Here is a 19,588-nt window from a genome sequence, read left to right on the forward strand (position 1 = left end):
CCGTCAACTCACCTTCGCAAGGGCCCAACGCCTAGCGCCTTAAACCATTTGTTAACGCTGCGAATTGTGTCCGGATTTCCCGGCTTGACGGATAGAACGAAAAAGGAACATTGTTCTCGGTACGTTCTGGTCGATGGAGCCGATGGGAGACGGGCCATGTTGAAGATTTTCGTCGAGGAAGCTGCCGCATTGGCGTCGATTACGCTGTTCGTGGGCATGATCGCGGTATGGGCGCAGCTCATTCCGCAGCTCTGACGCCGTCGCGTCCGAAGGGCGGGATGGGGCCGTTGGGGAAAAGCGGGACGGTGACGCCGGATCGGCTGTTCCGCGTGGACTCCCCAGGTCGGAGGCTCCACCATCGCGAAAGCGAGTCGGCGAAGGTCCGGCGATCGCCTCATCCCTGACGCAGAAGTTTTTGCCGCCGATGTCCAGCGCCGGATTCGTCCATCTCCATGTCCATTCCGCCTATTCGCTGCTGAAGGGCTCCATCAAGATCGCCAAGCTCGGCGAACTGGCCAAGGCCGACCGCCAGCCCGCGCTGGCGCTGACCGACACCGACAACATGTTCGGGGCGCTGGAGTTCTCCGACAAGATGGCGGGCTACGGCATCCAGCCGATAGTCGGCTGCGAACTCGCCATCGATTTCGGCGACCAGGATCCCAATGCGCGCAATTCGCTGGCCGCGCCGTCAAGGATCGTGCTGCTCGCCGCCCGCGAACGCGGCTATCGCAGCCTGATGCGGCTGAATTCGCGCGCCTTTCTCGAGACACCGGTTCACCAGGCGCCGCACATCAAATTCGACTGGCTGGAAGGCGATGCCGACGACCTGATCGCACTTACCGGCGGACCGGATGGACCGATCGCGCTGGCGCTTGGCGCCGGCAATATCGAACTTGCGGCTTCGCGCAGCGAGCGGCTGGCCAGCCGCTTCGGCGACCGCCTCTACATCGAATTGCAGCGCCACGGCATCGACAGGGAACGCCGCGTCGAGGGCGGGCTGATCGACATCGCCTATGGCAAGGGCCTGCCGCTGGTCGCGACCAACGAGCCGTATTTCGCAAGCACAGATGATTACGAATCCCACGATGCGCTGCTCTGCATCGCCGGCGGCCGGCTGATCGCCGAGACCGACCGTGAGCAATTGACCCCGGACCATCGCTTCAAGACGCGCGCCGAAATGGCGGTGCTGTTCGCCGACATTCCCGAGGCACTCGCATCCACCGTCGAAATCGCCGAGCGCTGCTCGTTCCGCCCGAAGACGCGCAAGCCGATTCTGCCGCGCTTCACCGTCGGCGCCGGCGCCAACGCGCAGGAAGAGGAAAATCAGGAGCTGCGCCGGCAGGCGGAGGAGGGGCTCGCCCGCCGGCTTTCGGTTCACGGCCTTTCGCAAGGCACCACCGAGGAGGACTACAGCAAGCGTCTCGCCTTCGAGATCGATGTCATCACCCGCATGAACTATTCGGGTTACTTCCTGATCGTGTCCGACTTCATCAAGCACGCGAAGTCGCAAGGCATTCCGGTCGGGCCGGGCCGCGGTTCGGGCGCAGGCTCGCTGGTCGCCTACGCACTGACCATTACTGACCTCGATCCGATCCGCTTTGGGCTGCTGTTCGAGCGCTTCCTCAATCCCGAGCGCGTGTCGATGCCGGACTTCGACATCGACTTCTGCCAGGACCGCCGCGGCGAGGTGATCGATTACGTCCAGCAGCGCTACGGGCGCGACCAGGTTGCCCAGATCATCACCTTCGGTACGCTACAGGCGCGCGGCGTGTTGCGCGACGTCGGCCGCGTCTTGCAGATGCCCTATGGGCAGGTCGACAAGCTGACAAAACTGGTACCGCAGAACCCGGCAGCGCCCGTGACGCTGGCGGCGGCGATCGCGAGCGAACCAAAGCTTCAGGCGTTCCGCGATGAGGACGCCGTCGTCGCGCGTGCCTTCGACATTGCGCAACGCCTCGAAGGCCTGACGCGGCATGCCTCCACCCATGCCGCCGGCATCGTGATCGGCGATCGCCCCTTGAGCGAACTGGTGCCGCTCTACCGCGATCCCAAATCCGACATGCCGGTCACCCAGTTCAACATGAAGTGGGTGGAGCCGGCCGGCCTCGTTAAATTCGACTTCCTGGGTCTGAAGACGCTGACGGTGCTGGATGTCGCCGTCAAATTGCTCAAGCAGCGCGACATCCATGTCGATCTGCCGACGCTGCCGCTGGATGATGCGCCCAGTTACCAGATGCTGGCGCGGGGCGACGTGGTCGGCGTGTTCCAGGTTGAAAGTCAGGGCATGCGTCGCGCGCTGGTCGACATGCGGCCCGACCGCTTCGAGGACATCATCGCGCTGGTCGCGTTGTATCGGCCGGGTCCGATGGCGAACATCCCTACCTATTGCGCGCGCAAGCATGGCGACGAGGAGCCGGAATATCTGCATCCGATGCTGGAGCCGATCCTTAAAGAGACGTTCGGCGTCATCATCTACCAGGAGCAGGTGATGCAGATCGCTCAGGTGATGGCCGGCTATTCGCTCGGCGACGCCGACCTGCTTCGCCGCGCGATGGGTAAGAAAATCCGCGCCGAGATGGAGAAGCAGCGCGCGGTGTTCGTCGCCGGCTCGGTCAAGAACAACGTGCCGAAAGGGCAGGCGGACACTATCTTCGAACTGCTGGCAAAGTTCGCCGACTACGGCTTCAACAAGAGCCACGCGGCGGCCTATGCACTGGTGTCCTATCACACCGCCTATATGAAGGCGCATTACCCCGTCGAATTCATCGCAGCGTCGATGACGCTCGATCTCAACAATACTGACAAGCTCTCCGAATTCCGCTCCGAGGCGCAGCGCCTCGGCATCAAGGTCGAGCCGCCCAACATCAACCGCTCCGGTCCCACCTTTGAAGTGAGCGACGGCAAGATTCACTATGCGCTCGCAGCGCTCAAGGGTGTCGGTCCGCAGGCCATCGAGCAGATCGTCGAGGAACGCAAGAAGGGCCTGTTCACCTCGCTTGCGGATTTTGCCAACCGCGTGAATCCCCGCGCCATCAACAAGCGCATCATCGAGAGCCTGGCTGCGGCCGGTGCATTCGACACGCTGGAGCCGAACCGCGCGCGCGTCTTTGCCGGTGCGGATGCGATCTTAGCTGCCTGTCAGCGCAGCCACGAGGCGGCGACGATCGGGCAGAACGACATGTTCGGCGGCGCCGCCGACGCGCCGACCATCATGCTGCCGCAGGTCGAGCCCTGGCTGCCGGCCGACCGGCTGCGGCGCGAATATGACGCGATCGGCTTCTTCCTGTCCGGCCATCCGCTCGACGATTACGCCACCATCCTGAAGCGTCTGCGCGTGCAGTCCTGGGCCGAGTTTTCGCGTGCGGTCAAAACCGGCGCGACGGCCGGCAAGGTGGCGGCCACGGTGGTCTCACGCATGGAGCGCCGCACCAAGACCGGCAACAAGATGGGTATCATGGGCCTGTCCGATCCGACCGGCCATTTCGAGGCGGTGCTGTTCTCCGAAGGGCTGGCGCAGTATCGCGACGTGCTGGAGCCGGGCGCGGCGGTGCTGTTGCAGCTCGGCGCCGAACTACAGGGCGAGGACGTGCGCGCCCGCGTGCTGCATGCCGAGCCGCTGGATGACGCCGCCGCCAAGACACAAAAGGGACTTCGCATCTTCGTTCGCGACACCAAGCCGCTCGATTCCATCGCAAGGCGTCTCAACATGCCCGAGGCAGCGCCCGCAAACGGCTCGGGCAAGGCGGCATCCCCCGCAAAGGCGGCGCCAGTGGCCTCCAATGGTGGCGATGCCGACGTCTCGCTGGTGATCATGCTCGACCTCGAGACCGAGGTGGAAATGAAGCTGCCGGGCCGCTTCAAGGTCTCCCCGCAGATCGCCGGAGCCCTGAAAGCGGTGTCAGGCGTGGTGGACGTGCAGACCCTCTAGGACGCCGGAACATGTGAACGGGACTGTTTTCGCCTTAATCGCAGCGCTATTCGTTCAAATCCTGTTCAGCAAGCGGCGCGCCTGATACGCGACGCAAGAACCTTCGAGCACCTTGGGTGGATGAACCATGCGCGCGGCTACCGGCCTTTCCATTTTCCTGCTGTCCCTGACCCTCATGATCGGGGTTCCAGGTCTCGCGGCTGCCCAGCAACAGGAAAAGCGCATCGCGCTCGTGGTCGGCAATGGCGCTTACGCCAAGTCGCCGCTGGCGACCGCCGCCAATGACGCGGGCCTGATCGCGCAAACCCTACAGGCGGCAGGCTTCGACGTCGTCGGCGCGCGCGATCTCGACGGCGACACGCTGCGCAAGAGTTTTCGCGATTTTATCCAAAAAGCCGAGACGTCGGGGCCGGACACGGTCGCGATGGTCTATCTGGCGGGCTACGGCATGCAGCTTGCCGGCGAGAACTATTTCATTCCCGTCGACGCTCCGATCAACCGCGAGACGGACATCCCGGTCGAGGGATTGCGGATCAGCGATTATCTGCGCCTGCTTGCCTCGCTCCCGTTGAAGGCAGGGATCGTCGTGCTGGATACGGCGCGGCCGCAGCCGTTTATCGAGGGCGGCCAGCCGATCGCCAGCGGCCTCGCGCTGATCGAACCCGAGCCGCATATGCTGATCGCCTTCAACGCCGCGCCGGGCACCGTCGCGCCGCTCGAGGAGGGGTCCTACGGCGCCTATGCGCAGGCGCTCGCCGAGATGATCCGCACCGGCGGCCTGCCGCTTCCCGAGCTGTTCGACCGCGTGAGGCTGCGCGTCAATGAGGCCACCAAGGGTGCGCAAGTGCCTTGGCATGCGCAGAAGGTCGACACCAATTTCGTGTTCTTCGACCGCGCGCCCGATGCGCCGGTGCAGGCGCCGCCGGATCAGGCCGCGGCTGTCCGCAACAAGCCGATCCGCGATCTCGGCGTGCAGGACGCCTATGCCGCTGCACTCGAGCGCGACACGCTGGCCGGCTACGACGAATTTATCGCAGCCTATCCCGATGATCCCATGGCCAAACGCGTGCGGGCGCTCGCGGCCGCGCGGCGCGAGGCGACCGTCTGGCAGCGTACCTATCGCGCCGATACGCCGGACGCGTACTGGTCGTATCTGCGCCGCTATCCGAACGGTCCCCACGCGGCTGATGCGCGCCGGCGCCTCGCCATCCTGACGGCGCCCGCAGAGCCGCCGCCATCGTTCGCCATGATGGACTACGACGTGCCGCCACCGCCGCCCGAAGAGTTCGTCTATGTCGATCGCCCCGTGCTGGCATTCGACGATCCGTACTTCGACTTCGCGCCGCCGCCGCCACCGCCGGTATTCTTCCTGCCGCCGCCGCCGGCCGATTTTGTCGTGCTGGAGCCACCGCCGCCGCCGATCGGACTGTTCATCCTGCCGCAGCCGGTGTTCGTGCCGTTCCCGGTCTATGTCCGGCCGCCGATCTACGTTCGGCCGCCGCCGAACAACATCATCTACGCCAACATCCACAACAGGCGGATGATCGACACCGTCATCAACCGCCCGCCGCCACCGGGTGCAATGACGCCCGGCGGCCGACCCGGCCCGGGCGGCCGTCCGGGTGGGCCTCCTATGATTGCGCCGCGCGGCATGGCCTCGCCGGGATTGCCTCCGTCAGTCGCGCAAAGAGCCTCGCTGATCCAGCAGGGAAAGGCGCCAGTGCCGCCAAGCGCCTCGATCAATCCTCGGGAGGGGCGGCGGGGACCTCCGGGGGCGCTTGGTGGTGCGCCTCAAGGGCTCCAGGGGCCGCAGGGCCCGAGGGGAGGTGGCGCGCCTGCGCCGCTGCCGGCCAATGTTTCGCCGACTGCGCCGCCTGCGGGCCAACCACTGCCGAGGGCCAATACGCTGCCCGTGCCGGGCACCAAAGGGGCCCCGCTGGCGCCGCCGCGCACGGCGACCGGAGGGCCGCCAGCCGGTGGTCCCAATGCCAGGCCCGGCCTTCCACCTGGTCAGCAGCCGCCTGCCGCCGCTACCGTGCCCGGCGCCGTAGGTGCCCCAAGGGGGCAGACTGCGAATGCGCCACCTCCAGGGGCCGGTGCTCCGAATGCCGCGGGTCCAGGACCGGCTGGGCCAGGACGGGCTGGCCCAGGACCGGCTGGCGCCCGGCCGATCGCGCCGGATTCGCGGCCCAGGCCGGGGATGGCGCCTCCGGCGCCTGCGCCCGGCGTAGCCAATCTGCCGGCGAGGCCGAACACGGCCGTTGCGCCGAGGCCGTCCGGTCCGCCGCCGTCGGTGCAGGCACCAACTGCGGCACCGCCGCGGCCCGCGCCGCAACTGGCAAGGCCAACGCCTCCGCCGGCGCCAGCGCCACGGATGACGGCTCCGCCGCCGCGGATGGCCGCGCCGCCACCGCCGGCGCCGCGAATCGCGGCCCCGCCGCCACAGCCAAGAATCGCGGCCCCGCCGCCGCAGATGGCTCGCCCGATGCCCCAGATGGCTCGTCCAGCCGCGCCACCGCCGGCGATGGCGAGACCCATGGCGCCACCGCCAATGGCCCGGCCGGCGGCACCCCCGCCGGCGGCGGCCGCCAAGCGGTGCCCGCCCGGCGTGCCCAGATGCTGAAAAACGCACCGGTCAGTCCCTTTCCCGGGGGCTGACCGGAGGCTTTTTTCCGGACGGTTCGTGGGCAGAGGCGCGAGAAATCCTTGCGAAATCGCTTCCGCGCCTCTATAAGCCGCGCCATCTCACACGGAAACATGGCTGTAGAAGGCCGTCCGGTGGCAACCGGGCCGCAAAAGGCTCGTTTGCTCACACGTTTCCGGAGGAACCAACCGGAGAACTAAACCTATGGCGCTACCCGAATTCTCTATGCGTCAGCTTCTCGAAGCTGGCGTGCACTTTGGCCACCAGAGTCACCGCTGGAATCCGAAAATGGCGGAGTACATTTTCGGCGCCCGCAACAACATCCACATCATCGACCTCGCGCAGACCGTGCCGATGCTGCACCGTGCCTTGCAGGCCGTCAGCGACACCGTCGCCAAGGGCGGCCGCGTGCTGTTCGTCGGCACCAAGCGGCAGGCGCAGGATGGCGTCGCCGAAGCCGCCAAGCGCTCGGCGCAGTATTTCGTCAACTCGCGCTGGCTCGGCGGTACGCTGACCAACTGGAAGACGATTTCCGGCTCGATCAAGCGCCTGCGTCACCTCGACGAAGTGCTCTCGTCCGGCGAAGCCAACTCCTACACCAAGAAGGAGCGGCTGACGCTACAGCGCGAGCGCGACAAGCTCGACCGTTCGCTCGGCGGCATCAAGGACATGGGCGGTCTTCCCGACATGATCTTCGTGATCGACACCAACAAGGAAGACATCGCGATCCAGGAAGCGCAGCGGCTCAATATTCCTGTTGCCGCGATCGTTGATACCAATTCCGACCCGAAGGGCATCACCTATGTGGTGCCGGGCAATGACGACGCCGGCCGTGCCATTTCGCTGTATTGCGACCTGATGGCCCGGGCTGTGATCGACGGCATTTCCCGTGCGCAGGGCGACGCCGGTATCGATATCGGCGCCGCGACGAAGCCGGTGCAGGAGGAAGTCCCGGCGACGGCATCGGGCTTCCAGGGTCTCGCCGGTCCGCGCGGCCCGGCCGACGATCTCAAGAAGCTGCCGGGCGTGTCCGGCGCGATCGAGAAGAAGTTCAACGACCTCGGCATCTTCCACTACTGGCAGCTTGCCGAACTCGATCACGACACCGCGCACAAGATCGGCGAAGAGGTCGGTCTTTCGAGCCGCGCCGATGCCTGGGTCGCCAAGGCCAAGGCGCTCACCGCGGAAGCGGAATAAGCGGGCGGAGCATGATCCCGGTTTTTCCGAAAAGGATCATGCTCAAACGATAATAGTAAGGTGGCCGGGCATTCCGGCCACGCGCTTCCCAACTAAATAGGCCCTGATAGTCGACGGCGGCGTGGACGTTGGTCCCGCGGTGGTCGCTCAGACAGGCACAAAGGACATCCAGAGATGGCAGACACAAAAGTGGCCACAATCACCGCAGCGATGGTCAAGGATCTGCGCGAGTCAACCGGCGCGGGCATGATGGATTGCAAGGCCGCGCTTACCGAGACCGGTGGCGATATGGAGGCTGCGCAGGACTGGCTGCGCAAGAAGGGCCTCTCCAAGGCCGCCAAGAAATCCGGCCGCGTCGCGGCTGAAGGCCTGATCAGCGCTCTTACCAAGGGCACCAAGGGCGTCGTGGTCGAGGTCAATTCGGAAACCGACTTCGTTGCGCGCAACGAGCAGTTCCAGGGCCTCGTCAAGATGATCGCCCAGGTCGCGCTCGACGTCGGCGCGGATGTCGAGAAGATCAAGGCCGCCAAGGTCGGCTCTGTCACGGTCGAGACCGCAATCTCGGACGCGATCGCCACCATCGGCGAGAACATGACGCTGCGCCGCGCAGCTTTGCTCGAAGTGAAGCAGGGCGTGGTATCGAGCTACATCCACAACGCCGTCATCGACGGTGCCGGCAAGATGGGCGTGATCGTCGCGCTGGAGTCTTCGGGCAAGACCGATGAGCTCGCCGTACTCGGGCGTCAGCTCGCCATGCACGTCGCCGCGGCCAATCCGCAGGCGCTGGACCCGGCCGGCCTCGATCCTGAAATCGTCAAGCGCGAAAAGGACGTGCTCGCTGACAAGTATCGTCAGCAGGGCAAGCCGGAGAACGTGATCGAGAAGATCGTCGAGTCGGGCTTGAAAACCTTCTACAAGGAAGTCTGTCTGCTCGAGCAGGCCTTCATCCACGACAGCGGCAAGTCGGTTGCCCAGGCCGTGAAGGAAGCTGAGGGCAAGGTCGGCGGTCCCATCAAGATCACTGGCTTTGTGCGCTATGCTCTCGGCGAGGGAATCGAGAAGCAGGAATCCGATTTCGCAGCCGAAGTCGCGGCCGCCAGCGGCAAGAAGTAACCCGCTGGCCAGGCTCTTGCGGGCGCTAACAGCGCCCGAAGGGCAGGCCTGCGCGGGACAGGAAAGCGATTCGAAATGGCTGAGCCGGTCTATCGTCGCGTCGTGGTCAAGCTTTCGGGCGAATATCTCGCCGGCGGCCACGGCTTCGGCATCGATCAGCCGACGGTGGACCGCATTGCGGGCGAATTGATCGCCGCGCGCCAGCTTGGTTCTGAAGTCGCGGTGGTTGTCGGCGGCGGCAACATGGTTCGCGGCGTGGAAGTTTCCTCCCGTGGCGTCTCCCGTCCGACCGGCGACACCATGGGCATGCTAGCTACCATGATGAACTGCCTCGCGCTGGAGGCGGCGATCGAGCGCAAGGGCTCTCCGGCGCGCACGCTGTCGGCCTTCGTGATGCCGGAGATTTCGGAGCTCTTTACCCGCGGTGCGGCGCACAAATACCTGGCCGAGGGACGGATCGTGCTGCTCGGCGGCGGAACCGGCAATCCCTTCTTCACGACCGACACGACGGCGGTGCTGCGCGCGGCCGAAATCGGCGCCCAGGCGGTGCTGAAGGCCACCAATGTCGACGGCGTCTACACGGCCGACCCCAAGAAGGATCCGTCGGCCAAACGTTTCGACCGCCTGACCCATTCACAGGCGATTGAAGGCGGCTACAAGGTGATGGACGCCACCGCATTCGCGCTTGCCCGCGAGACATCGCTGCCTATCATCGTCTTCTCGATCGCCGAGCCGGGCTCGATCGGCGCGATCTTGCGTGGCACAGGCCACGGTACCATCGTCGCCGGTTGAACGGTCTCTCCGCCGCGTCAGATTCGAGGCGGAGCAAGGCGGCGAGAATCTTGAGGAAGGGAGAGGGTTATGCCCACGCCTGGTTTCGATATCAATGAATTGAAGCGCCGCATGCAGGGCGCCACCCAATCGCTCAAACATGAGCTCGGCGGATTGCGGACCGGCCGTGCAGCGGCTTCCATGCTGGAACCCGTGCAGGTGGAGGCCTACGGCTCGCATATGCCGCTAAATCAGCTTGCCACCATCAGCGTGCCGGAACCCCGGATGCTTTCGGTTCAGGTCTGGGACAAGTCGATGGTGAAAGCCGTCGAAAAGGCGATTGTGGATTCAAATCTTGGTTTGAGCCCGGCGACCGAAGGCCAGGTGCTGCGCTTGCGGATTCCCGAACTCAACGCGGATCGCCGCAAGGAATTGGTAAAAGTCGCGCACAAATATGCGGAAGCGGCGCGCGTTGCCGTGCGCCACGTGCGTCGTGACGGGCTCGATATCGTCAAGAAGCTCGAGAAGAACCACGAGATATCCGAAGACGACCAGGAGCGCCTCTCCAATGATGTGCAGAAGGCGACCGATGGTACGATTTCGGAAATCGATGCGTTGCTTGCGGCGAAGGAAAAGGAAATCCTTACGGTCTAGGAATTGATCGAATGACGAACGCCGCAGTGCCTGCAACCGATGGACCGGACCGATCCGCTGGTCCCCTCCATGTGGCCATCATCATGGATGGGAATGGGCGCTGGGCGGCGGCGCGCGGGCTGCCGCGCGCAGAAGGTCACCGCCGCGGCGTCGAAGCCCTGCGCCGCGTGGTTCGCGCGGCCCACGAGCTCGGCATCGTCTATCTCACCATCTTCTCGTTCAGCTCGGAAAACTGGTCGCGCCCGGCGACCGAGATCGGCGATCTCTTCGGCCTGCTTCGCCGCTTCATCCGCAACGATCTCGCAACCCTGCACAGCGACGGCGTGCGGGTGCGCGTGATCGGCGAGCGCGCGGGCCTCGAGAGCGATATCTGCGCGCTGCTCAATGAAGCCGAAGAACTGACGCGCAACAACACCCGACTCAATCTCATCGTCGCCTTCAACTACGGCTCGCGTCAGGAGATCGCTGCCGCCGCGCAGCGCCTCGCGCACGAAGTCGCCGAAGGCAAGCGCGATCCGGCCACGATCGATGCCGACGCGCTCGGCCGCTATCTCGATGCTCCCGACATTCCCGATCCCGACCTGATCATCCGCACCAGCGGCGAACAGCGGCTGTCGAACTTCCTGATGTGGCAGGCGGCCTACAGCGAGCTTGTGTTCGTGCCGATCCACTGGCCGGATTTCGACAAGGCCGCGCTTGAAAGCGCGGTCGCCGAATATGCCCGGCGCGAACGCCGTTTCGGCGGCCTTGCCGCGAAAACCGGCTCGTGACCGAGGGCGAGGCCGCGCCGGCGGCGGCAGCCGGGCAGGGATCGCGTAATCTCCTGATGCGGGTCGTGGCCGCGCTGGTGCTCGCCCCGCTGGCGCTTGCGATGGCCTATGCCGGCGGCTGGCTGTGGGCCGTGCTGGTGACGCTCGCATGCATCGGGCTGTTTCTCGAATGGCTGATGATCATAGGCCTCGCCCGCGACCTGCGTGTCACCGTGCCCGGTGTTGCGTCGCTGGCGGTCGCCGGGATTTGCCTCATCGCCGGACGCATTGATGCAGCGTTGATCGTCTTGCTGAGCGGATTTGTCGTGGTCACGCTGTTGTCATCGGAGCGGCGGAACTGGACGGGCGCGGGATTTCTATATGCGGCAGCGGCTGAAGTTGCGTCGGTCCTGGTGCGTCTCGATCCCGGCAGCGGCTTTTTAGCGCTGATCTTCGTGCTGCTGGTGGTCTGGGTGAGCGATATCGGCGGCTATTTTGCCGGCCGGGGTATTGGGGGCCCGAAATTGTGGCCGCGCGTGAGCCCCAACAAGACCTGGGCCGGTGCGATCGGCGGATTCGCGCTGAGCCTTGCCGTGGCGGCGGGCTTTGCCGCGCTCAATCTCGGAAAAGCCGGCCCGTTGCTGCTGTTAGGCGGGTTTCTTTCGGTCGTTTCTCAGCTTGGCGATCTGTTCGAGTCCGCGGTAAAGCGGCGCTTCGGCGTCAAGGATTCGAGCCACATCATTCCCGGCCATGGCGGGCTGATGGATCGGCTGGACGGCTTTGTCGCCGCCGTCGTGGTTGCGGCGATTTTAGGATTTTTGCGGGGTGGCGCCGATGGCGTCGGCCGCGGTCTTATGGTTTGGTGAGGCTATGAGCGCTGTTCCATTGCGTAACAACAAAGCTGCCGCGTCCGCCGTGCGCAGCGTGACGGTGCTGGGCGCGACCGGCTCGATCGGCGATAGCACCATGGATTTGCTGCGCGGCGCACGCGACCGCTACCAGGTCGAGGCGTTGACCGCGAACGGCAATGTGCAGGCGCTGGCGAAGTTGGCGAAGGAATTCAATGCGCGTTTCGCGGCCATCGCCGATCCCTCGCGTCTTGGCGAATTGAAGGAGGCGCTTGTCGGCACCCGTACCGAATGCGGGGCGGGCGAGAGCGCCATCATCGAAGCTGCCGCGCGGCCGGCCGATTGGGTGATGGCCGCCGTCAGCGGCGCCGCCGGGCTGAAGCCGGCGCTTGCCGCCGTCGACCGTGGTGCCGCGGTGGCGCTCGCCAACAAGGAATGCCTCGTTTGTGCCGGCGATTTCTTCATGCAGCGGGCGGCGAAAGCGGGCGCCTGCATTCTGCCCGCGGATTCCGAACACAACGCGCTGTTCCAGGCGCTCTCCTCGGGCAATCGCGAAGAGCTTGTTCGCGTCATCATCACGGCCTCCGGCGGACCGTTCCGCACCTGGGCACCTGCCGATATCGAGCAGGCGACGCTCGAGCAGGCGCTCAAGCATCCGAACTGGAGCATGGGCCAGAAGATCACCATCGATTCCGCGTCGATGATGAACAAGGGCCTCGAGGTGATCGAAGCGTCCTACCTGTTTGCGCTGACGCCGGACGAGATCGACGTGCTGGTGCATCCGCAGTCGATCATCCACGGCATGGTCGAGTTCTCCGACCGTTCGGTGGTGGCGCAGCTCGGCACGCCGGACATGCGCATTCCGATTGCACATTGCCTCGGATGGCCTGACCGCATCGTCGGACCTTCCGCCAAGCTCGATCTCGCGAAGATCGGCCAGCTCACTTTTGAAGCGCCCGACTTCGAGCGTTTTCCGGCGCTGCGGCTTGCCTATGAGGCGCTGCGGACGGGGCGTGGCGCGACCACCGTCTACAACGCCGCCAACGAAATTGCGGTCGCCGCTTTCGTGGCCGGCAAGATCAGATTCGGCGGCATCGCACGCCTCGTCGAGGCGACGCTGAACGACTGGATTCGCACCGGCAATCGCGCGCCGCTGACCTCAGCGGATGATGCGATTTCCATTGACCATATCGCGCGAAATAAGGCCGCCTCCCTATTGCCTCAAATTGCCTTAAAGGCATTTTAGAGGGTTGGGGACGGGGCCGTTGGCCCTTGTCGAGGGGAATCGGATGTCCGATCTTTTACTGAATAGCTTCAATACGTTGAGCCATGGGCTCATCGGTTACGTGATCCCCTTTTTGTTCGTGCTGACGATCGTGGTGTTCTTCCACGAGCTCGGCCATTTTCTGGTCGCCCGCTGGGCGGGCGTGAAAGTGTTAACGTTCTCGGTCGGCTTCGGGCCAGAGCTGTTCGGTTTCAATGACCGTCACGGCACGCGCTGGAAGGTCTCCGCCATCCCGCTCGGCGGTTATGTCAAATTCTTCGGCGACGATACCGAGGCCTCCACGCCATCGGCCGAGACGCTGGCCACCATGACGGAGGAAGAGCGCGCCGGCAGCTTCCATCACAAGAAGGTGGGTCCGCGCGCCGCCATCGTCGCGGCCGGTCCGATTGCGAATTTCATCCTCGCGATCGTGATCTTCACTTGTCTGTTCACGTTCTTCGGCAAGCCGAGCACGACCGCGCGCGTCGACAAGGTCGAGGCCAATAGCGCCGCTGCCGCGGCCGGCTTCCAGGTCGGCGACATCGTCACCTCGATCGACGGCAAGACGATCGGATCGTTCTCCGACATGCAGCGCATTGTCGGGGTCCGCGCCGGCGAGCAACTGACCTTTAGCGTCAAGCGCGGCGATGCGACCGTGACGCTGAAGGGCACGCCCGAGCTGCGCGAGGTGAAGGACGCCTTCGGCAACACGCACCGGCTTGGCGTGCTCGGAATCACCCGCGCCACTGCGCCCGGCGACGTCGTGACCGAACGTGTCGATCCCGCCACCGCCGCCTGGCTGGGGGTGAAGGAAACCTGGTTCGTGGTGGAGCGCACCTTTGCCTATATCGGCGGGGTGTTCAGCGGGCGCGAGGCGGCCGATCAGGTCGGCGGTCCGCTGCGAATCGCGCAAATCTCCGGGCAGGTCGCCACGATCGGTCTTGCCGCCCTGATTCACCTCACGGCCGTGCTTTCGATCTCGATCGGGCTTCTGAACCTGTTCCCGGTGCCGTTGCTCGATGGTGGTCACCTTTTGTTCTATGCAGTGGAGGCGATACGGGGACGTCCGCTCTCGGAGCGGGCGCAGGAAATGGGGTTCCGAATCGGATTGGCGTTGGTGCTGATGTTGATGGTGTTTGCCACCTACAACGACATTTTGCACCTCTGGCCGACGAAATCTTGATTGGGCCTTTTTTGTGACGTTGCCCATTGGCAACGTCTTGGAATGAAAATGGAATTGCGCTGCCCTCAGTCGTTTGCCGCTCCGGCGAATTTGGCTACAAGCAGAGCAACAGGTTGGGAATCGGCCGGTCCTCGGGGGTAATGGGGTCGGCACCGGAATGACGAGGGCGCGTCGCGCATGAAAGTTGGATTGCGAGTACGGGGGGGCTTGCTCGCCGCCCTGATCATGTTCGCTGTGCCGGTTACCGCCACGCTGGCGGTGACGTTTGTCTCGTCGAAGGCGGTTGCCCAGACGGCTGCGTCGATTGTGGTTGAGGGGAACCGCCGCGTCGAAGTTGAGACCATCCGTTCCTACTTCCGCCCCGGTCCCGGCGGCCGGCTTGGCCAGGCTCAGATCGACGACGGCCTCAAGGCGCTGATCGAGACCGGCCTGTTCCAGGACGTCCGGATCAGCCAGCAGGGCGGCCGCATCGTCGTCACCGTGGTCGAAAACGCGGTCATCGGCCGCGTCGCCTTCGAGGGCAACAAGAAGGTCAAGGACGACCAGCTCCAGGCCGAAATCCAGTCCAAGCCGCGCGGCACATTCTCGCGTCCGCTGGTGCAGTCCGATGCCCAGCGCATCGCGGAGATCTATCGCCGCACCGGCCGCTACGACGTGCGCGTCACCCCGGAAATCATCGAGCAGCCGAACAACCGCGTCGACCTGATCTTCACGATCAACGAGGGCGTCAAGACCGGCGTCCGTTCCATCGAGTTCGTCGGCAACGTCGCCTATTCGTCCTATCGCCTGCGCGATGTCATCAAGACGCGCGAATCCAACCTGCTGAGCTTCCTCGGCGGCGCCGACGTCTACGATCCGGACCGCGTCGAGGCCGACCGCGACCTGATTCGCCGTTTTTATCTGAAGAACGGCTATGCCGACGTTCAGGTGGTCGCTGCGCTGACCGAATACGACCCGGAGAAGAAGGGATTTTCGGTCACCTTCAAGATCGAGGAAGGCCAGCAATATCGTGTTGCTCAGGTCAATTTCGTCTCGTCGATCCCGACCCTCGATGCCACCACGCTGCGCGGCTTCTCGCGCGTGAATGTCGGCTCGGTGTACAACGCCGAGGCGCTTGAGAAGTCGATCGAGGAAATGCAGATCGAGGCCTCGCGCCGCGGCTATGCATTCGCGGTGGTCCGTCCGCGCGGCGACCGCAATTTCGAGCAGCACACCGTTGCGATCACCTTTGCGGTCGACGAAGGCCCGCGAACCTACATCGAGCGCATCAATATTCGCGGCAACACCCGCACCCGCGACTACGTGATTCGCCGCGAGTTCGATCTCTCCGAAGGCGACGCCTATAACCGCGCGCTGGTCGATCGCGCCGAGCGGCGGCTGAAGAATCTCGACTTCTTCAAGAACGTGAAGATCGTTACCGAACCCGGCTCATCCAGTGATCGCGTGATCCTGATCGTCGATCTTGAGGAGAAGTCGACCGGCGACTTCTCGGTGTCGGGCGGCTATTCGACCACCGACGGCGCGCTCGCGGAAGTCAGCATTTCCGAACGCAACTTCCTCGGCCGTGGCTTGTACGCCAAGGCATCGGTGACCTACGGCCAGTATGCGCGCGGCTATTCGCTGTCGTTCGTCGAGCCTTATTTGCTCGACTACCGCGTCGCGCTCGGTCTCGACCTGTTCCAGCGCGAGCAGTTGGCTAACAGCTACATTTCCTACGGCACCAGCACGATCGGCTTCAGCCCGCGGCTCGGTTTCCAGCTCCGCGAGGATCTGTCGCTCCAGCTTCGCTATTCGATCTATCAGCAGAAGATTTCGCTGCCCGACTATCTGTCCAATTGTAACAACATCATTGGAGGCAATGGACTGCTGGCCTTCAATCCGACGCCGGCCTTTGCGCAGTTGCCCGGGAACAATTATCCAAATGGCAGCACGCAGTTCGGCGCGACCGACACTTCGGGCGTGGGCCTCTGGTGCTACAGCGACGGCGAGGCCTCGCTGCCGGTTCGCCGGGAATTGGCCGGCGGCAAGACGCTGACCTCGGCAGTCGGCTACTCGCTGGCCTACAACACGCTCGACAACAACAGGAACCCGACCGATGGCCTGTTGGTCGACTTCAAACAAGACTTTGCCGGCGTCGGCGGCGATGTCAGCTACCTCAAGAGCGCGGTCGACGCGAAGTACTACACCCCGCTGGTTGGCGATATTGTTGGCCTGATCCATCTACAGGGCGGCATGCTCAACAAGCTCGGAAGCGATCTGCGCATGCTCGATCACTTCCAGATGGGACCGAACCTGGTTCGCGGTTTTGCGCCGAACGGCATCGGTCCGCGCGATATCAACCCGTACGGAACGGGCGATGCGCTCGGCGGCACCAAATATTGGGGCGCTTCGTTCGAGTTGCAGATGCCGTTCTGGTTCCTGCCCAAGGAAGTCGGTCTGAAGGGCTCGGTTTACGCCGATGCCGGCGGCCTGTTTGACTACAAGGGCCCCACGGGATGGGCGCAGACGGGCGAGGTCAACGTGGCAGGTTGCCGGCCGGCGCGTACGAATGGGCCAAGCGATGTCGGATCCTGCCTCGGATTGCAGTATGACGACGGCAACGTTGTCCGTACCTCGGTGGGTGTCGGTCTGATCTGGGCCTCGCCATTCGGTCCGCTGCGCTTCGACTACGCCGTGCCGCTGACCAAGGGTCAGTTTGATCGGGTCCAGCAGTTCAAATTCGGCGGCGGCACCTCCTTCTAAGAACGTCTTCGGGTGAGCTAGGGTACTGGCTCGCCCGAAGAAAATGCTTCAAAAGAAGGCTTCAAGTGAAAGGCAGGAGCCGAGGCACCGGATTCGAGCTTCGTAAGCGCCGTCCGGTCCACGACGGGTTGAATGGCACAGCCGAGTTTTTTTCAGAAGCCGCCTCCGGTGACGCTCGCTGAGATCGCAGCGTCGGTGCAGGCCCAATTGGCCGATCCATCGCAGGGCGGCCGGCAAATCAGGGGACTGGCTTCGCTCGACGAAGCCGGCCCGATGCACCTGACGTTCTTCGATAACCTCAAATATTCCGACCAGCTCGCTCTGACCAGGGCGGGAGCGTGCTTCGTCAGCGAGCGTTTCGAGAAGCGCGTGCCGTCACACGTAGTGGTTCTGCGGGCCGCGCAGCCGTTCCGCGCCTTCGTGAAAGTTGCGAGGGAATGGCACAGCGATGCTTTGCGCCCGCAATCCTGGTTCGGCATGGAAGGCATCGCGCCATCAGCGATCATCGATCCGTCGGCGCGCTTGGAAGATGGCGTCGTGGTCGATCCGCTGGCGGTGATCGGCGCAGACGTCGAAATCGGCGCCGGCACGGTGATCGGGGCGGCCGCGGTGATCGGACCTGGCGTCAAGATCGGCAGGGACTGCAATGTCGGGGCACATTGCGCGATCCAGGCCGCCATGATTGGCAACAACGTGCTGATCCATCCCGGCTGTAGCATCGGGCAGGATGGTTTTGGCTTTGTCTTTTTCGGGCCGGACGGGCATTTGAAGGTGCCGCAGACCGGACGCGTGCTGATCCAGAATGACGTCGAGGTCGGCGCCGGAACCACCATCGACCGGGGCAGCCTGCGCGACACCGTGATCGGGGAAGGCACCAAAATCGACAATCAGGTCCAGATCGGCCACAATGTGACCATTGGCAGGCATTGCCTGCTTGCGGCCCAGATCGGGCTCGCAGGCAGTCTGACCATCGGTGACAATGTGGCGCTGGGCGCGAAGGTGGGGATCAACAATCACCTCAAGATCGGCGACGGGGCTCAGGTCACCGCCATGAGCGCAGTCAAGGACGATATCCCGGCCAATGGCCGTTGGGGCGGCCATTTTGCCAAACCGACCAAGCAATGGTTCCGGGAGATCGTGGCGGTCGAGCGCCTCGTGCGCGACGCCGATCCGAAGGGCGAGGGGCAGGAGTAATGGAGGAAGCACCGGTCAGGTTCGAGCGCGTCGACATCGAGGAAATCCTGAAAACGCTGCCGCACCGCTATCCCATGTTGCTGATCGATCGCGTGATCCAGATCCGGACCGACTACAGCGGCATCGGCATCAAGAACGTCACCTTCAACGAGCCGCCGTTCCTCGGACATTTCCCCGATCGCCCGGTCTATCCCGGCGTGATGATGATCGAGGCCATGGCGCAGACCGCCGGTGTGATCGGCATCAAGTCGGTTGAGGGCACCGAAAAGCCGCGCGCGGTTTATTTCCTCACCATCGACAAATGCAAGTTCCGCAAGCCCGTGAAGCCGGGCGATACCATCGAATACCACATGCGCTCGATCGGGCGGCGCAAGGCCATGTGGTGGTTCCACGGCGACGCCAAGGTGGATGGCGCAATCGTTGCGGAAGCCGATGTCGGCGCGATGCTGACCGATTAATTGCCTTTTTCGCGTAACTGCCGTTTTTTTGTTGAGCCGTCGTCGTCGACCCGCGCTAGCGTTGTTGACGACGCTTGCGGCATCGGTTTCTCTTCGGCAGGGCACTTTACCGGGCAGGGGCTTTTTTAACGGAGGAATTCCGTGAACAAGCTCGTTTCCATAATCGCTTGCTGTATCGTTTTTCTCCTGATGTCGCCGCAAAGCGGCGCATCCGAACTGGATGGTCTCGTATCGGCCTTGAAGGGCGGCGGCTATGTGATCGTGTTTCGACACGGCGCCACCGACGACAGTCAGAAGGACGTCTATCCCTTCAAGTTCGACGACATGAGTGCGCAGCGGCAACTGAGCGAGAAGGGCCGCAACCTGGCGCGCGAGATCGGCGCGGCACTGAAGAAGCTCGGCGTGCCGATCGGCGAGGTCTACACCAGCCGGCTCAACCGAGCGGTCGAAACCGCCAAGCTGATCAGCGGCAAGGAAGTGTCGTCGATTGATGCGCTGACCGACAGCAGCGCGGGCAGTGCGTCCGGGATGGCCAATCCGGACGGCAAGAATGCCAAGGCTGGACGCGCCGTTCGCGAACTCGTCGACGTGGCTCCCAAGCCGGGGTTGAATAATCTCGCGGTCACCCACAAGACGAATGTCGCGGACGCCTTCGGCAAGGAATTCGCCGACATCAAGGAGGGCGAGGCCCTCGTCTACAAGACCAGCGCCTCGGGTCCAGCGGTGCTGGTCGCTCGCGTGCAGGCCAGTGAATGGATCGCGCGCGCCGGCAGCTAACAGTCAGCGCGGATCAGAACGGAGAGCGCGGTTTGTCCCCGCAAGGGGGCCCGCGCCATGTCGCAT

The 19,588-nt window shown here is 64.1% G+C and carries 14 protein-coding genes; all 14 read left to right on the plus strand.

All coding sequences use genetic code 11. The annotated features are described in order from the left end of the window. Window positions 1-424: 424 nt before the first annotated feature. Window positions 425-3,928, plus strand: coding sequence for a DNA polymerase III subunit alpha (gene dnaE, locus JQ628_RS04065; protein ID WP_212219675.1), 3,504 nt, complete (start codon window positions 425-427; stop codon window positions 3,926-3,928). 127 nt (window positions 3,929-4,055) lie between these two features. Next, a complete protein-coding gene (locus tag JQ628_RS04070) occupies window positions 4,056-6,551 on the plus strand; it encodes a caspase family protein (RefSeq protein WP_212219678.1) in 2,496 nt (831 codons plus the stop codon). Window positions 6,552-6,776: 225 nt separating this feature from the next. After that, on the plus strand, window positions 6,777-7,769 hold the full coding sequence (locus tag JQ628_RS04075; protein WP_212219681.1) for a 30S ribosomal protein S2: 993 nt from the start codon (window positions 6,777-6,779) through the stop codon (window positions 7,767-7,769). 189 nt (window positions 7,770-7,958) lie between these two features. Then, window positions 7,959-8,882, plus strand: a complete 924-nt coding sequence (gene tsf, locus JQ628_RS04080) for a translation elongation factor Ts (protein WP_212221090.1) — start codon at window positions 7,959-7,961, stop codon at window positions 8,880-8,882. A 75-nt stretch (window positions 8,883-8,957) separates the two neighbouring features. After that, window positions 8,958-9,674: a UMP kinase gene (pyrH, locus tag JQ628_RS04085; RefSeq protein WP_212219684.1), complete on the plus strand. Its 717-nt coding sequence runs from the start codon at window positions 8,958-8,960 to the stop codon at window positions 9,672-9,674. 69 nt (window positions 9,675-9,743) lie between these two features. Then, on the plus strand, window positions 9,744-10,307 hold the full coding sequence (frr, locus tag JQ628_RS04090) for a ribosome recycling factor (RefSeq protein WP_212219687.1): 564 nt from the start codon (window positions 9,744-9,746) through the stop codon (window positions 10,305-10,307). 11 nt (window positions 10,308-10,318) lie between these two features. Then, window positions 10,319-11,077 (plus strand): isoprenyl transferase, encoded by a 759-nt coding sequence (locus tag JQ628_RS04095; protein ID WP_212219690.1) that lies wholly within the window; start codon window positions 10,319-10,321, stop codon window positions 11,075-11,077. Continuing rightward, on the plus strand, window positions 11,074-11,922 hold the full coding sequence (locus tag JQ628_RS04100) for a phosphatidate cytidylyltransferase (RefSeq protein WP_212219693.1): 849 nt from the start codon (window positions 11,074-11,076) through the stop codon (window positions 11,920-11,922). The genes JQ628_RS04095 and JQ628_RS04100 overlap by 4 nt, the downstream gene beginning before the upstream one ends. Before the next feature lie 4 nt (window positions 11,923-11,926). Next, the gene (gene dxr, locus JQ628_RS04105) at window positions 11,927-13,150 is read left to right on the plus strand and encodes a 1-deoxy-D-xylulose-5-phosphate reductoisomerase (RefSeq protein ID WP_212219696.1); all 1,224 of its coding nucleotides are present in this window, start codon (window positions 11,927-11,929) and stop codon (window positions 13,148-13,150) included. A 43-nt stretch (window positions 13,151-13,193) separates the two neighbouring features. Next, on the plus strand, window positions 13,194-14,351 hold the full coding sequence (gene rseP / locus JQ628_RS04110) for an RIP metalloprotease RseP (RefSeq protein ID WP_212219699.1): 1,158 nt from the start codon (window positions 13,194-13,196) through the stop codon (window positions 14,349-14,351). Between the two features lie 177 nt (window positions 14,352-14,528). Continuing rightward, window positions 14,529-17,093, plus strand: coding sequence for an outer membrane protein assembly factor BamA (bamA, locus tag JQ628_RS04115; protein WP_212219702.1), 2,565 nt, complete (start codon window positions 14,529-14,531; stop codon window positions 17,091-17,093). A 132-nt stretch (window positions 17,094-17,225) separates the two neighbouring features. Then, entirely contained in the window at window positions 17,226-18,287 is a 1,062-nt protein-coding gene (lpxD, locus tag JQ628_RS04120; RefSeq protein WP_212219705.1) for a UDP-3-O-(3-hydroxymyristoyl)glucosamine N-acyltransferase, read from the plus strand. Next, window positions 18,287-18,745 (plus strand): 3-hydroxyacyl-ACP dehydratase FabZ, encoded by a 459-nt coding sequence (gene fabZ, locus JQ628_RS04125; protein WP_212219708.1) that lies wholly within the window; start codon window positions 18,287-18,289, stop codon window positions 18,743-18,745. The genes lpxD and fabZ overlap by 1 nt, the downstream gene beginning before the upstream one ends. 141 nt (window positions 18,746-18,886) lie before the next feature. Then, window positions 18,887-19,522 carry a histidine phosphatase family protein gene (locus tag JQ628_RS04130; RefSeq protein ID WP_349628016.1) on the plus strand — a complete coding sequence of 212 codons (636 nt, stop codon included), beginning with the start codon at window positions 18,887-18,889 and terminating at the stop codon, window positions 19,520-19,522. Window positions 19,523-19,588 lie beyond the last annotated feature (66 nt).

The organism is Bradyrhizobium lablabi (assembly GCF_018129385.1).
Taxonomy (GTDB): domain Bacteria; phylum Pseudomonadota; class Alphaproteobacteria; order Rhizobiales; family Xanthobacteraceae; genus Bradyrhizobium; species Bradyrhizobium lablabi_C.

Excerpts from the sequence above, each read along its gene's own strand:
- pyrH (WP_212219684.1), top strand. The coding sequence starts at position 8,958 with ATGGCTGAGCCGGTCTATCGTCGCGTCGTGGTCAAGCTTTCGGGCGAA.
- JQ628_RS04095 (WP_212219690.1), top strand. The coding sequence starts at position 10,319 with ATGACGAACGCCGCAGTGCCTGCAACCGATGGACCGGACCGATCCGCT.
- dnaE (WP_212219675.1), top strand. The coding sequence starts at position 425 with ATGTCCAGCGCCGGATTCGTCCATCTCCATGTCCATTCCGCCTATTCG.
- fabZ (WP_212219708.1), top strand. The coding sequence starts at position 18,287 with ATGGAGGAAGCACCGGTCAGGTTCGAGCGCGTCGACATCGAGGAAATC.
- dxr (WP_212219696.1), top strand. The coding sequence starts at position 11,927 with ATGAGCGCTGTTCCATTGCGTAACAACAAAGCTGCCGCGTCCGCCGTG.
- rseP (WP_212219699.1), top strand. The coding sequence starts at position 13,194 with ATGTCCGATCTTTTACTGAATAGCTTCAATACGTTGAGCCATGGGCTC.
- frr (WP_212219687.1), top strand. The coding sequence starts at position 9,744 with ATGCCCACGCCTGGTTTCGATATCAATGAATTGAAGCGCCGCATGCAG.
- lpxD (WP_212219705.1), top strand. The coding sequence starts at position 17,226 with ATGGCACAGCCGAGTTTTTTTCAGAAGCCGCCTCCGGTGACGCTCGCT.
- JQ628_RS04075 (WP_212219681.1), top strand. The coding sequence starts at position 6,777 with ATGGCGCTACCCGAATTCTCTATGCGTCAGCTTCTCGAAGCTGGCGTG.
- JQ628_RS04070 (WP_212219678.1), top strand. The coding sequence starts at position 4,056 with ATGCGCGCGGCTACCGGCCTTTCCATTTTCCTGCTGTCCCTGACCCTC.
- bamA (WP_212219702.1), top strand. The coding sequence starts at position 14,529 with ATGAAAGTTGGATTGCGAGTACGGGGGGGCTTGCTCGCCGCCCTGATC.